This window comes from Myxacorys almedinensis A, assembly GCF_010091945.1.
GTDB lineage: Bacteria > Cyanobacteriota > Cyanobacteriia > Leptolyngbyales > Leptolyngbyaceae > Myxacorys > Myxacorys almedinensis.
Window position 1 is genome coordinate 177,121 of sequence record NZ_WVIE01000004.1, and the last position, 13,648, is coordinate 190,768.

The window sequence follows — 13,648 nt, forward strand, 5'->3', positions numbered from 1 at the left end:
GGGCATGCCGAGGGATTCTAGCAGATGCATCTGATTGTGCTTGAAAATGAGCTAACGTCGCAGCGGGGTGGACAAGAGCTAAACCTACTTGAGGTCTGTCGCGGGCTAGCCCATCGGGGACACCGCATCAGTTTGCTGTACCTCAAAGCTGGGGATTTGCTGGCGCAGTATTGCCTCTTTTGCGATCGCACGATCCAGATCGGCTCGTTCGGCTTTGATCGGCGCAGCGTTAAAGATATTCTCAAGTTTTTACCAAGCATGGCGCAGGTCTGGCAGGTTCCTGTATCGCCAGATAGCGTTGTGTTTTGCAACGACTATCACTTTTCGTTGTTTGGCTCTGCGCTGTCCTACTTCCGCAACCTTGCGTATGTCTGTTACCTGCAAATTCCGCCCTGCGATTTCAATCGACAGCGCACCTTTGGCTTAAGTCGGGTCGATCGCTTTATTGCCGTTTCCCAGCAAACCAAGCGAGACTGGGTGACGGCAGGCTATGCGCCCGACGCGATTGATGTGGTTTACAACGGCACGAATGTAGAGAAATTTCAGCCCCCTGCTGATCCGGCGGCACTGCGCCCCCTGCGGGGCATCTGCGATCGCGCCACGCTCATTTCGTATGTCGGTCGGATCGATACCGAGAAAGGGTTGGAAACGCTGATCAAGGCGGTTGCTCTGCTGAGCGATCGCGGCGTTGATCTGCACCTCTGCCTCGCGGGTAAACCGGTGGTGCATTACAGCGCCTCAAAAGGGCGGCTGTGCGAGGAGGAAGGCAGGAAGTATCAGCGATCGCTTGAAGCCCTGGCACACCGGTTGGGAGTGCGCGATCGCATCACCTTTTTAGGGCATCTCGCCGATCCGGTTTCTCTCTATCAAGCGAGTGATGTCACGGTATTGCCGAGCGTGTGGGCAGAACCCTTTGGGCGCAGCATCATTGAATCTCTAGCCTGTGGAACGCCAGTGGTGGCAAGCGCGATCGGTGGCATTCCCGAAATTTTGACGGGCGAGTTTGCCGCCTATCTGTTTGCGCCGGGAAATGCGGAAGCGTTGGCAGATCGCCTAGAGCAGGTGATCGGTTGGCGCGATCGCGATCCTCAGTTTTGCGATCGCGCTCGTCGCCATGTGGCAACGCACTTTAGCGACACTCACATGGTCGAGGGGGTAGAGCGATCGCTGGTCGAAACAATTCCGCTCGGTCATACTCGGATGAGTCAGACAAGTTAGCTATGAATGCTCACGTTCTCTCTGTGATCGAAGCCTACATTGGGCATCAGACCTATGGCTACCTGATGCGAGACTATTTTCAACAGGTAGACTCTTGCCCGGTCGATTTCTACTGGTTTAACGAAGACCGAGAACTGCACACGCGGATCTTGAACCGGTTGTTGAGTTACTATTCATCCAACCGATGGATACAGCAACATAATATTGATTTATTTTTGTTTCGCTATCAAATTGGCTTAGCCTACATGGTACGGCGATTAGTAATCCGAAAATTAGCCCAGGGTGACTATTCTGCTTTGCATTTTCACACCCAGCCGTTGGCGTTTCTGTGTCTAGACGTGATGCGAACCGTGCCGACGATCGTAAGCCTCGATCGCACGATCGCTCAAGTTGCTCAAGAACGCACCCGCCCTCCGTTTTCCTGGACGTTTCAACCCAATATTTATTTAGAACAAAAAGTGTTTGCCGCCGCTCAGCAAATTGTTAGTTTTTCAGATGCGGCTCGGCGCTCTGTGATCGATGACTACGGCATCAGACCCGAAAAAGTGATCACCGTATATCCCGGTGTAGATAGCGATCAGATCTTGCCTGCCGAGCAGAACGCCAACCCTGAGCGATCGCTGTGCAATATCTTATTTATCGGCGGCGATTTTGAGCGTAAGGGAGGCTACGACGTTCTCGATGTATTCTTAAAACAGTTTGCCAATCGGGCTAAGCTCCATCTTGTCACTCCAGCCTCTATCCCTGGTTTCTCTAACGGTGCGCTGGGCGATGACTGCACCAATATTCACCCCAGTGCTCACCCCAATGTTCACCTCTATCCCACCATCACAGCCTACACCCCTGACTGGTTAACGCTTTATCAACTGGCAGATCTGTTTGTCATGCCCACCTATTCTGAGCCGTTTGGCTGGGTGTTTATCGAGGCAATGGCGGCAGGGTTGCCCATCATTGCCACCCGCCACAATGCTATTCCCGAAATTGTGATCGAAGGAGAAACCGGATTCTTGATCGAACCTGGCGATCGCACAGCCTTAGCCGATCGGATCGAGCACTTGCTTGAGCATCCTGATCTCAGGCGAGAGATGGGGGCAAAAGGTCGGCGGGTTGCTCAGCAAAAATTCAATCACCGCACCCATTTTGAGCACCTGAAACGGTTATTCACCACCGCCATGGAAGCACCCACATTAAAGCCATCTCCAGCAAAAGCCGCTCCGCCATGAAAACCTTATTTACCTGCCAGTATCCGTTCGATCTCAATTCAGGAGCCGCCGGGGTGACGTGGCGCTTGGGGCGCGAATTTGAGCAGCTAGGGCATGATGTGGAATACTATTTCATCAACGATTTGCCAAAGGTGCATCCCCTGGTCAAGTTTGCGTCGTTTCCAGCGTTTGTCGGGTGTCACCTATCCCAACGGCTTCGGCAAGATGCGATCGATGTGATTGATACCTGCACCGGCGATGCTTGGCTGTGGGCAACGGCGCTGCAACGGTTTCAGCCGCACCGCCCGTTGCTAGTGGTTCGTTCTCACGGGCTTGAACACACTCAGCACCTCGATGAGTTAGAAGAAGCCCAACGCGGCAACCTCACGTTAGGGTGGAAATATTTTATGTACAGAGGCAGCCTTCGCTTGTGGGAAGCCGCAACCTCAATGCGCCATGCCGATCTGGTCTTGCTATTAAATCAGCGCGATCGCAGCTACGCCATCGAACAGTTGGGCATTCATCCCGATCGCGCTCACATCGTTGCCAACGGCATTTCTGCTGCCATGCTCAATCTTCCCTTTGAGCCAACCCCTGCCGCAGGAGAACCGGTGCGGATCGCGCAGGTGAGCAGCTACATTTTTCGCAAAGGCATTCAGTATGGAACGCCGATTCTCAATGCTATTTTGAGGCGCTATCCCCAGGTCGAAGTGAGTCTGCTGGGCACAGAGCGTCCGGCAGACGAGGTGTACGCTGATTTTGCGCCGGAGGTGCGCGATCGCGTCAAGGTGGTTCCTTATTATGTCAACGACACGCTGCCAACCTTGCTGAAAGGACACCACATCAAACTTTTTCCGACGGTTTCAGAAGGGTTTGGCGTTGCCTTGATCGAAGCGATGGCGTGTGGATTGGCTCCCGTCACGACCGACGCCGCCGGTCCTTTAGAAATCGTGCAGGAGGGCTACGATGCATTGGTTGTGCCAAGACGCGATCGCGCGGCATTAGAGCGGGCGTTAGACACCCTGATCTGCGATCGCGCCTTGCTCGATCAGGTGCGACGGAGGGCTTATAAAAGCGCCCAACGGTTTAGCTGGTCGCGCATTGCTCAAGACAATTTACACTACTACGAAAAAGCGGAGTTTAACCGCCTACCCCGATAGAGTCGAGAACCGAATTCATCCCCCACCTTTGCTAGTGATGGCTTATGTCTACAACCCAACCGCGCTCTAACACCCAACTTTTTCAGCCTGCGATCGCATGGCTAGTGATTCTCAGTTTCTCCCTGTTTGTGGCGGCAGGCATTGCCCTCAACCTGGGCAGAATTTTAGTCTTGGCATATCCGATCGCGTGTTTGGTGGTGGGGGCATTTCTCTATTTTCGGTATCCCATTTTATATATTGGGTTTACCTGGTGGATTTGGTTTCTCAGTGCTTTTCTACGGCGCGTGATCGAAATGCCGATTGGGCTGAGTGAGCCAAGTCCTATTCTGCTGGCTCCCTTTTTTGTCACCTTCGTGTCGGTCGTCACGCTAGCGCGCCAACTGCCTGTTGCCCTCTATGGCACTGGTCTCCCGTTTATCCTCTGCCTTGCCAGCGTTTGCTACGGGGGCTTCATCGGGCTGATGTCTCTGTCTATCCCATCGGTGATCGTTGCCCTGTTAAATTGGCTGTCCCCGATTTTGTTTGGGTTTCATTTATTTGCAAACTGGCGGCAATTTCCTGCCTACCGCCAGGTGACGCAGCGGGTGTTTGTCTGGGGCGTTTTGGTAATGGGACTCTACGGCATCGTGCAGTTTCTGATTGCACCGCCCTGGGATCGCTTTTGGTTGGAAAATATCACCGAGCAGGCGTTTGGGACGCCCAACCCGCTCGGAATTCGGGTGTTTAGCACGATGCAGTCACCGCAGCCATTTGCAGCAACGATCGTCGCAGGGTTGTTTCTTTTACTTGCGGCTAAGACTCCCCTCAAATTTCCAGCGTCTGCAGTGGGGTATTTAGCGTTGCTGCTTTCGTTGGCGCGATCGGCGTGGCTGAGTTGGTTTGTTGGCATTGTGGTATTGCTGCCGTCGCTGAAGCCGCGATTGCAAATGCGGTTGCTTGTAACGTTGCTAACCATGATGTTGCTCGTGTTGCCTTTAGCGACTATTGAACCCTTTTCAACGGTGATTGGTTCCCGGCTTCAAACTTTGGGATCAGGCGGGGACGATATCAGTGTGGCAGAGCGGCAACAAGGCTATAACAGGCTGCTGGGGGAAGCGCTGGTGCAGATCAAAGGGCAGGGGTTGGGATATGCGATCGCAGATGACTCGATCGGAAGTAACGATAGTGGCGTATTGACAATCTTGCTCAATCTGGGATGGGTGGGAACCTTACCCTATATGGGTGGATTGCTGCTGTTAATGATTAGCATCCTTCAAAGCCGAGAAGCCGCGTTTGATCCCTTCGTGAGTGCCGCGCGAGCAATCGCGATCGCAACGTTTTCGCAGTTTAGCTTAAACAACGTAATTCTCTCTGTGTTTGGGATGGTGCTGTGGGGTTTCGTTGGGTTATCGCTGGCTGCCCGTCTTTACTACGCCAAGCAACGCCAATCTTCTCACCAGGAGCTATTAGAAAATAGGAATTCATTCAGCAATTAGCTACTCATTAGCCATCAATTGGGCATGAATTAACGATGACGTTAGTTAACGATTGTGATCAGCTAATTTCTGAGAAGTTATAGATCAAACGGCATACAACGGTGCGATCGCAGTTCTGATATTTTTATTACTTAGCTTGCTCAGGAAGGCAGCTAACCTAGTGCTTTCACAGACTGTTCGACAACTGTTAAGTAGTTTTTGCTGAAAAATTATCTAAATTATCTATAGTAAACGTGTAGAATTATATCTTTAAAACTATTTCCTCGGAACTATTTTACAATTCAAAACCTTTGTAGTAAATTATCCAGGGGTTTGTGTAGCGAAAGGCTGAAAGGTAAAGCATAATTTTGTTTGTAAATAACAACATTATGCTTTTTTCAGGTGAGTTACACCAACGCAAGTTAAAAATGTCGAAAATTCTCGTTTTTAGATAAAATAAAGCCAGCATCAAAATTGCTTTTCCACGGAAAAAATTTTGGAGTAAGGGCAACTAAAGCGATCTGTTTCTATAAGAGTTATCTACAACATTGGTTTACAAAAATGGGGTTAGACATTCAACAATTAGACATTCAACAAAAAGAGCAAATTGAGATCCAATTTTGGCAAGATTCTCCCCTTGAAAATCCAGAATCTGAAGCAGTTGAAAACCTGGTTAACAAATTCTGCGAAGCGAGGATTTTGCTAGAAAAGCTTAGCTATCATCGGGCGTTTTTTGAGCAGGCAAGTTCAATTTTAGAGTTGGGGGCGGGTCAAGGTTGGGCGTCGTGCTTGGTGAAGCAAAAGTTTGAAGGAACATCTCTAACGGCGACCGATATTAGCCCTTACGCGATCGCGTCTCTTCCCAAATGGGAGCACGTCTTCAAAACTCAGTTAGATCATGCTATATCCTGCCGTTCGTATGACATTCCGCTTAGCGATGAGACAGTTGATCTAATCTTTTGTTTTGAGGCGGCGCATCACTTTGTGAAACATCGACGCAGCCTTGCAGAAATCTATCGAGTGTTGAAAAAGGGCGGCGTGTGCTTGTACTTGCATGAGCCTGTATGCCGATCGTTTATTTATCCTTTGGCTTACGCACGAGTCAATAAGATCCGCCCCGAAGTGCCAGAAGATGTGCTGATTTATCCCAAGATTAAACAGTTGGCAACGGAGGCAGGCTTTGAGACCAAAATTCGCTTTGATCCGACCGTGACAAATCGAGGCTTAAACCAAACGTTTTATTATGCGGTGCTCAGTGCTGTTCCTGGGCTTCGTTATGTGCTTCCGTGTAGTGCAGATTTTATTTTTATAAAGTAGAATCAACTTTATCAAGTAGAGCTATTAGAAAAGTAGCTGATGAGAATTACGCTGATTGGTTTGTCGCCAAAACTATGAAAGCTCTGGAGTATATTTGGGCTGAAAATCTTTTCTTTTTTGCGATCGCAACTGCTTTCCTAGCGGTTCTTGGTTGGCTTTGGCGGCACACAAAATCGTTTGATATTCCCCTGCCATTGCCGATTTGGTTGAAATTCTGGTTTTTTACGGTTCAAGTTTTTGGGGTTTTAGTGCCGATTGGTGTTGCCATTTGGTTAAGGCTTTCGTCGGCAGATACACTGCCATTTGCTATCCTGCTATCGTATCTATTGATGCTAGCATTACAGATTACTACTGAAGTTGTATTGCTCCGGCAGTTTCACTCAGTCGCCTGGATTGCGATTCCTTATTTATATCTACCCTATCGGGTGTGGCAGCTTTATCAGGGCATTGTCATGACTACGGCGGTCGGGCAGGTAGGCTGGTTTCAGGCTCTTTTAGTTCTCGAAATTGGGCTTTGGATTGTCAACTATAGTTTCAATTTAATTCAGTTGCCTGGGCTGCTGCGTTGGGATCAGCCCGTGATTGGCGAGGAAGAGGGTAAGCTTGGGAGTACGTTGCAAAATTAACCCGGTAAAATTAACAAAAGTTCTGCCTTCTCTTGTGCAGAGGGCAGAACTTTTGCCGATCATAACTGGGCTATCACAGGGCGACGGATGGGTAGAAAACTACAGCGCATTGAAAGATTTTGCCGCCGCCGCAATTCCGGCACCGGGGCTAAAGCTCTCGTAACCCAACTCTTGAAGCGTTGCTTCTAATGCCGCGATCGCACTTAAGATATCGCGATCTGCTACAAATCCTAGATGCCCAATTCGGAAAATCTTGCCTTTGAGGTGGTCTTGTCCGCCAGCTAGAGCAATATCAAACCGCTTTCGCATCACCGAGCGAATTTGCTCAGCGTCTACCCGGTCGGGGGCAACGGCTGTAATTGCTGGGCTAGAGCACTCGTCGGTGGTAAAGAGCGGCAAACCCAACGCCGCGATCGCGCTCCGAGTCGCCCTCGACTGCCGATGATGCCGCGCAAAGATGGTTTCCAATCCTTCTGCTTTCATCATTTGCAAGGCCGTTTGCAAGGCAAAAAACAAGTTAATGGCAGGAGTAAACGGGGTGGTATCTTTGGCGGCAGACTTACGATATTTACCCAAATCTAAATAATAGCGGGGCAGTTTTGCTGTCTTATACGCCTCCCACGCTTTCGCGCTCACAGAGACAAATCCTAGCCCAGGAGGCATCATGTAGCCCTTTTGGGAACCCGAACCGACTACATCCAACCCCCACTCATCCACAGGTACATTCGTTGCGCCTAAACTCGTGACCGTATCCACAATGATCAGCGCCTCACCATGGGCTTTGACGTGGCGATTAATCGTTTCTAAGTCATTAATTACCCCGGCGGATGTTTCGCTGTGGGTGATGATCACCGCTTTGATTTGCTTCTCGCGATCGCGCTCCAATCTCTCGCGAAACTGCTCTGGACCGAGGGGCTGCCCCCACTCGGCGGTAATGCGCTCGGCGTTCACCCCGTAAGCGTCACACACTTCTGCCCAGCGATCGCCAAATTTGCCATTACAGCCCACCAACACGCGATCGCCCGCACTCAGAAAATTAATAATTCCGGCTTCCATTGCCCCCGTGCCGCTTGCTGCCAAAATCAACACATCGTTTTGCGTTTGGTGCAGCCATTTCAGATTTTCAACAATCTCAGCCTGAATTTTGCTAAAGTCGCCGCTTCGGTGCCCGATCGGGTGTTTTGCCATTGCCGACAAGACTTTTTCGGGCACGGGTGTAGGACCCGGAATCATCAGCATTAGCTTGTCGTCCATGAGAATGTGTCCTTTTTTAGGTGCGAAGGTTCAGTTTGTTGTGCATGATCCAGGATTACACAATACCTGAAATTCGCAATTTGTAAATTTCAGATTACGATTGCGGCTCATTGGGGTTAGGACATACACAAGGGTTAGGACATACACATTAGTAGCGGCTTGGGGAGGGCTGGAGATCAAGGCAATTCCTAGCCTGATTTAGCAATGCCGGTTTTCCAGCGATCGCATCCCCTCACAAATTCAGCCCCTCACGAATTCAGCTTCCGATTGCGGCGTCGCGCTAGAAAATCAGGCAGATCAATCTTTAAATCTTCATTAAAGGGGTTTCGGCGCGGCGTTGATTGCGGCTCAGCCGTCGGAATTTCTTCAAACAATGCCAAAAATTCTGTGATTTCTTCTGGCAAGGCTGACCCTTTTTCTTCCAACCGTTTTTTCAGATCCAATGCCTCATCTTGAATCCCATAAAACCGATTTTTCCAATGCTGAATTGCCGTTTCATACTCACTTGCCTGCTGAGCCTGACTCAAAATCTGCTCTTGCATCTCTGCTGCCTGCCGTTCTAATGCCGCCGTGCGCTGCTGGCTTTGCTCGCGATCGCGCTCCGATTCTTGACATGCCTGTTGCAGCATCGCCTGCGTCGTAATCTGTTTGGCAATCTGGGTCTCTAATTCCTGAACCTGGCTTTCCAGTTCAGCCACCCGCTCTTTGGGGGCATGGCGCAACCAGTCCTTCGGCGTCAACCAGTCGTGAGGCTTTGATTTTTGCGATCCCCGCGACGGTGCCTCCTTCGAGGATCGCTCCGGTGAGGTCTCTGCCTCAGGGGGGGCGGGGGAAAATTCGCCAGAGCGCAGTTTTTCCAGTTCAACCTGCTGCGCTTGGGCTAAGGTCTCGGCTGCCGTTAACTGGTCTAGAGTATGGCAAATCTGCGCTTCTAGGTCTACCTTCTGCTGCTCAAACTGAACCCTAAGCTGATGAATCGCCTGTTCTTGAACGTTGGCATATTCTTCGGTTGAGGCAAGCTGCCGTTCTAAGAAGCACTGATCCACACTCTGACGCCGCAACTCATCAAGACTGGCAAGCGACTGATCCAAAGCGTTTTCCAAATCTCGGATGCGTCGCATCTGGCGCTGCACACACTCTTGCATCCCAATGAGATCGGCGATGCCATTTTCTGGGAGCAAAATCGGGTGAGATCGGGCAATCACGCTGTTTTCAGACCCATCTAATTTGAGGTCTTCTGCCTCAAACTCGACTTGCTCAGCATTATCCGGCTCAGCCACTTAAAAAAATCCTCCCAGAAAAGCAATGAATGGGATTGATCGTCATCACGTCGTTTTTAGCTTACCTAGCTCACATTTTTTTTACCTCCGTAGGCACTTTAGCCACGCCTTCTGGGGCATCGACACAATTGAGCGACCAGCGATACTCAACCGGAAGCCGCAAGCGATCGCAGGTCTGTTCTAAATGCTTTTGCTGAGACAGCGCTTTCCGGAGGATGATGATCAGTTGCTGAACCTGTTCGCGTTGGTGAGAATTTTGGCTAACGGCGACCATGGTTTGGCGCTCTAAAAGTTGCAATAGTAGCTCGTAGTGGATGTGCGACGGAAGGGGAATTGGCTCCATGTAACGCTCACCTATCGCGGTAAAGAATAAGACTCTAGACTTTAGTATCTAAAGAGTGAATTAGCAAAAACGCAACCTTTCTTAAAATTGCAGACCTCATCGGGTCTGTCTAGCGTCTTGAGGCTTAACTTCTCTACGTTACTAGCTGAATGAGGGCTTGTCCGGGGTTATCTTGCTTAACCAACGATTCTCCCACCAAAACCGCCGTTGCCCCTGCTGCTCGCACCACCGCAATATCGTCGGGGCGATGGATGCCAGACTCGCTGACTGTGACAATTCCGCGCTCTGCCAGCCGAACGCTCCGCGCGGTCAGAATGTCGTGGGTGGTGCTTAGGTCAACCGAAAAATCTTTGAGATTGCGATTGTTAATCCCGATCGCCGTTACCCCTTCCAAGGCAAGGACGCGATCGATCTCGGCTAGGGTATGCACTTCGATCAGTGCCGTCATGCCTAGCGTTTTGACGATCTTTAAGAAATACTGTAGATCTTTATCGGGCAAGACAGCGGCGATCAAGAGAACGGCATCGGCTCCGTGCAGTTTTGCCCAATACATCTGGTAGGGATAAATGATGAAGTCTTTACACAAAAGCGGTAAGTCAACCGCCGTGCGGATGTTCGCCAAATTCTCAAAGCTGCCTTGAAAAAACTTCTCGTCGGTTAAAACGGAGAGACAGGATGCCCCACCAGCAACGTAAGACTGGGCGATCGCAACGGGGTCAAAATCTTCCCGAATCACGCCTTTGCTGGGAGACGCTTTTTTGACTTCGGCAATCACGGCGGGCGTCGTTTTGCCGTTTTGCAAGGCTGCCAAAAAGTCGCGGGGCTGAGTGGGCTGCTCTGCCATCTGTTTCTGCAATTTGCTCAGGGGCAGTTTCTCTCGCATTTGAGCCACTTCGATTTCTTTGTGCCACACGATTTCTTCAAGAATGTTCTGAGGTTCATTTTCTGGCGCTTTGACCTGGTATCGCAATTGCTCTACCGCGATCGCAGGATTAGGACGACGACGACGAATTTCCATGGTGCACAAGGGTAAGAGGGTAGGGGTGAGGGCATCAACTTAATGAACTGTGGCAGCCCGCTTATACGCTTCGTCTAAAATTTCAGACAGCGTAGGATGGGTATGAACCGAGAATGCCAGCGTTTTGACCGATTGGCGATTGGCGATCGCATTTGCTGCTTCCTGGATCAAATCTGCCGCATGTAGCCCGATGATGTGGGTGCCGAGAATTTCACCCGTGTCTTTGCGATAGACAATCTTGGCGATGCCTTCCGATTCTCCTTCGGCGATCGCTTTGGCGTTTCCCTTAAAATACGTTCGCACCGCCGCCACCTCAAACCCTCCTACCTGTCCTAATTCTTTGGCTTGCGGCTCAGTCAAGCCCACAAAGCTAATTTCGGGATGGGTGAATGCGGCGGCGGGAATGCTGCGGTAGTCCATCGTGCGATCGCGCCCACAAATATTCTCGATCGCCGCGATGCCTTGTGCCGATGCCGCATGAGCTAACATCATTTTTCCGGTGGCATCTCCAATTGCCCACAGATGCGGCACAGGCTCACCGCCGCCTAAAACTTCCATGCGATCGTTGACCGGAATAAAGCCTCGCTGATCTAAATCCACCCCAATCGACTCTAGCCCCAAGTTTTTGGTGTAGGGAATCCGACCTGTCGCAATCAGGCAGGCATCGACTTCGAGGGTATCGAGCGGCTCTTTAGTTTTAGCGTCAATCAGTTCGATCACGACAGGCGATCCCGGCGTCACTTTTGCCGCCAACACTCCTGCTTTGGTCTCAATGTCACGGGGCGTCACGAGAATTCGCTGTGCCAGTTTGGCAATGTCGGGATCAAATCCTGGCATCAGTTGATCGAGCGCTTCGATCATCGTCACTTCGCAACCCAGGGCAGTATAGACATCCGCAAATTCTAAACCGATGTAGCCGCTACCCACGATCGCAATCCAAGGCGGCAACGATTCTAACTTAATCGCATCGTCGCTGGTAAACACGGTTTTGCCATCAATCTCAGCCCCCGGCGGCACAAACGGCACCGATCCCGGAGCCAAAATAATATCCTTTGCCGTAACGGTTTTTTCTCCTTCTGGCGTGGAGATGCTGAGCTTTTGCGAGCCTGAAACCTTTGCCCAACCGTGAATTACATCAACATTGAGCCGCTTTAAACTGTTGGTCAGCCCATCTTGTTGCTTTTGCACAATTCCGGCAGCATGAGCCGCGATCGCTTGTCGATCAAACCCCACCGCCCCGACTTCAATTCCTAGCGACTTGAGATGCTCGGCATTCCGAAGTTCTCGCACCCGTCCCGATGCCGCCAGCAAAGCTTTTGACGGAATGCAGCCCCGGTTGACGCAGGTTCCGCCCATATCTGCCGCTTCTACGATCGCGGTCTTGAGTCCACAATCCACGGCATGGAGTGCTGCACCGTGACCACCAACGCCTGCCCCAACAATCACCAAATCGTAATCAAACTCGTTCGCCACATCGCCCTCCCGTGGATCTTGCCCTATCCATTCTCAACTGCTGAGGGCAGATTCGACAATACACAATCTTTAGGTCAACGGTCTACCGACCCCATGACGATATCAATGCTTGCCAGAATGACAAAGATGTCAGCGACCTTTAGACCTTGAATTAACTGCGGTAAGACTTGCAGATTGTTGAAATCTCCCGGACGAATCTTCCATCGCCACGGGAAAACGTTGTCGTCGCCCATGATGAAAATTCCCAGTTCTCCTCTGCCTGACTCGACTCGGACGTAATGTTCGCCCTTCGGAATCTTGAACGTTGGGGCGATCTTCTTGGCAATGAATTGATACTCTATCCCATTCCATTCTGATTTAGGACCCGACGCCATCCGCTTGGCTTCCAGATTCTCGTAAGCGCCTCCTGGCAATCCTTGAAGAGCCTGCCGAATAATCTTGATCGACTCTCGCATTTCGTTTAATCGGATCTTATAACGAGCGAGACTATCGCCTGCGGTTTCCCACTGCACGTCCCAATCAAACTCGTCATAACATTCGTAATGATCGACCTTTCGCAGATCCCACTTGACGCCAGATGCCCGCAACATTGGTCCCGAAATGCCCCAGTTAATCGCATCTTCACGACTCAAAACTCCGACTCCCTCAAGCCGCCGCCGAAAAATGGGGTTGTTTGTCATCAATCGCTCGTATTCATCTAGGGTAGACGGAAAATAGTTGCAGAAGTCTGCACACTTATCAACCCAACCGTAGGGTAAGTCTGCCGCCACGCCTCCGACTCGAAAATAGTTGTGATTGATCATGCGGTAGCCTGAAACGGCTTCAAACAAATCGAGAATGTACTCGCGATCGCGCATCGTCGGAAAGAACATTGCCTGAGTGCCTACATCCGTGACAAACGGACCGAGCCACAACAAATGATTCACAATCCGCGTCAGTTCTAACAGGATCACGCGAATGTAGCTGGCACGTTTGGGCACAGAAATGTTTGCCAACTGCTCGACCGCGTTCACGGTGACTGCCTCGTTGAACATGCCGCCGTAATAATCCCACCGACTCGTATACGGAATGAACATCGTATTCGTGCGGTTTTCGGCAATTTTTTCCATGCCGCGATGTAAATACCCGATCACAGGTTCACAATCTACAACATCTTCTCCATCTAAGGTGACAATGATCCGAAAGCATCCGTGCATCGCTGGATGATGCGGACCCATGTTAATCACCATCGGGTCAGTTTTGGTTTCAATGCGTGGCATAACTGATCCTCGCACTCGTGACTACTACCAAAAGTAGATCAATT

The 13,648-nt window shown here is 50.6% G+C and carries 12 protein-coding genes; 6 read left to right on the forward strand and 6 right to left on the reverse strand.

Going from position 1 to position 13,648, the window contains the following annotated elements; translation table 11 throughout:
• Window positions 1-24 precede the first annotated feature (24 nt).
• From GS601_RS04860 to GS601_RS04885, 6 genes are all read left to right on the forward strand, one after another.
• Window positions 25-1,218 (forward strand): glycosyltransferase family 4 protein, encoded by a 1,194-nt coding sequence (locus GS601_RS04860; protein ID WP_162422140.1) that lies wholly within the window; start codon window positions 25-27, stop codon window positions 1,216-1,218.
• 2 nt (window positions 1,219-1,220) lie between these two features.
• A complete protein-coding gene (locus tag GS601_RS04865; protein WP_162422141.1) occupies window positions 1,221-2,441 on the forward strand; it encodes a glycosyltransferase family 4 protein in 1,221 nt (406 codons plus the stop codon).
• Window positions 2,438-3,580 carry a glycosyltransferase family 4 protein gene (locus GS601_RS04870; protein ID WP_162422142.1) on the forward strand — a complete coding sequence of 381 codons (1,143 nt, stop codon included), beginning with the start codon at window positions 2,438-2,440 and terminating at the stop codon, window positions 3,578-3,580. Before GS601_RS04865 ends, GS601_RS04870 begins: the two co-directional genes overlap by 4 nt.
• Before the next feature lie 44 nt (window positions 3,581-3,624).
• Entirely contained in the window at window positions 3,625-5,055 is a 1,431-nt protein-coding gene (locus GS601_RS04875; protein ID WP_162422143.1) for an O-antigen ligase domain-containing protein, read from the forward strand.
• A 540-nt stretch (window positions 5,056-5,595) separates the two neighbouring features.
• Entirely contained in the window at window positions 5,596-6,351 is a 756-nt protein-coding gene (locus GS601_RS04880) for a class I SAM-dependent methyltransferase (RefSeq protein WP_162422144.1), read from the forward strand.
• Window positions 6,352-6,425: 74 nt separating this feature from the next.
• Window positions 6,426-6,977: a hypothetical protein gene (locus GS601_RS04885; protein WP_162422145.1), complete on the forward strand. Its 552-nt coding sequence runs from the start codon at window positions 6,426-6,428 to the stop codon at window positions 6,975-6,977.
• A 99-nt stretch (window positions 6,978-7,076) separates the two neighbouring features.
• Here the strand turns inward: GS601_RS04885 and GS601_RS04890 are convergent, their stop codons facing one another.
• The 6 genes from GS601_RS04890 to GS601_RS04915 form a co-directional block, all read right to left on the reverse strand.
• Entirely contained in the window at window positions 7,077-8,231 is a 1,155-nt protein-coding gene (locus GS601_RS04890) for a pyridoxal-phosphate-dependent aminotransferase family protein (RefSeq protein WP_162422146.1), read from the reverse strand.
• Window positions 8,232-8,479: 248 nt separating this feature from the next.
• On the reverse strand, window positions 8,480-9,511 hold the full coding sequence (locus GS601_RS04895; RefSeq protein ID WP_162422147.1) for a coiled-coil domain-containing protein: 1,032 nt from the start codon (window positions 9,509-9,511) through the stop codon (window positions 8,480-8,482).
• A 70-nt stretch (window positions 9,512-9,581) separates the two neighbouring features.
• Window positions 9,582-9,854 (reverse strand): DUF5340 domain-containing protein, encoded by a 273-nt coding sequence (locus tag GS601_RS04900; protein WP_162422148.1) that lies wholly within the window; start codon window positions 9,852-9,854, stop codon window positions 9,582-9,584.
• A gap of 133 nt (window positions 9,855-9,987) precedes the next feature.
• Window positions 9,988-10,872, reverse strand: coding sequence for an indole-3-glycerol phosphate synthase TrpC (gene trpC / locus GS601_RS04905; RefSeq protein ID WP_162422149.1), 885 nt, complete (start codon window positions 10,870-10,872; stop codon window positions 9,988-9,990).
• A gap of 39 nt (window positions 10,873-10,911) precedes the next feature.
• Window positions 10,912-12,345 (reverse strand): dihydrolipoyl dehydrogenase, encoded by a 1,434-nt coding sequence (gene lpdA / locus GS601_RS04910; RefSeq protein ID WP_162422150.1) that lies wholly within the window; start codon window positions 12,343-12,345, stop codon window positions 10,912-10,914.
• Window positions 12,346-12,419: 74 nt separating this feature from the next.
• Entirely contained in the window at window positions 12,420-13,604 is a 1,185-nt protein-coding gene (locus GS601_RS04915) for an NAD(P)H-quinone oxidoreductase subunit H (RefSeq protein ID WP_162422151.1), read from the reverse strand.
• Window positions 13,605-13,648 lie beyond the last annotated feature (44 nt).

What these genes read in the sequence shown, in the direction of transcription:
- GS601_RS04860 (WP_162422140.1), top strand. Translation starts at nt 25, where the DNA reads ATGCATCTGATTGTGCTTGAAAATGAGCTAACGTCGCAGCGGGGTGGA.
- GS601_RS04865 (WP_162422141.1), top strand. Translation starts at nt 1,221, where the DNA reads ATGAATGCTCACGTTCTCTCTGTGATCGAAGCCTACATTGGGCATCAG.
- GS601_RS04870 (WP_162422142.1), top strand. Translation starts at nt 2,438, where the DNA reads ATGAAAACCTTATTTACCTGCCAGTATCCGTTCGATCTCAATTCAGGA.
- GS601_RS04875 (WP_162422143.1), top strand. Translation starts at nt 3,625, where the DNA reads ATGTCTACAACCCAACCGCGCTCTAACACCCAACTTTTTCAGCCTGCG.
- GS601_RS04880 (WP_162422144.1), top strand. Translation starts at nt 5,596, where the DNA reads ATGGGGTTAGACATTCAACAATTAGACATTCAACAAAAAGAGCAAATT.
- GS601_RS04885 (WP_162422145.1), top strand. Translation starts at nt 6,426, where the DNA reads ATGAAAGCTCTGGAGTATATTTGGGCTGAAAATCTTTTCTTTTTTGCG.
- GS601_RS04890 (WP_162422146.1), bottom strand. Translation starts at nt 8,231, where the DNA reads ATGGACGACAAGCTAATGCTGATGATTCCGGGTCCTACACCCGTGCCC.
- GS601_RS04900 (WP_162422148.1), bottom strand. Translation starts at nt 9,854, where the DNA reads ATGGAGCCAATTCCCCTTCCGTCGCACATCCACTACGAGCTACTATTG.
- trpC (WP_162422149.1), bottom strand. Translation starts at nt 10,872, where the DNA reads ATGGAAATTCGTCGTCGTCGTCCTAATCCTGCGATCGCGGTAGAGCAA.
- GS601_RS04915 (WP_162422151.1), bottom strand. Translation starts at nt 13,604, where the DNA reads ATGCCACGCATTGAAACCAAAACTGACCCGATGGTGATTAACATGGGT.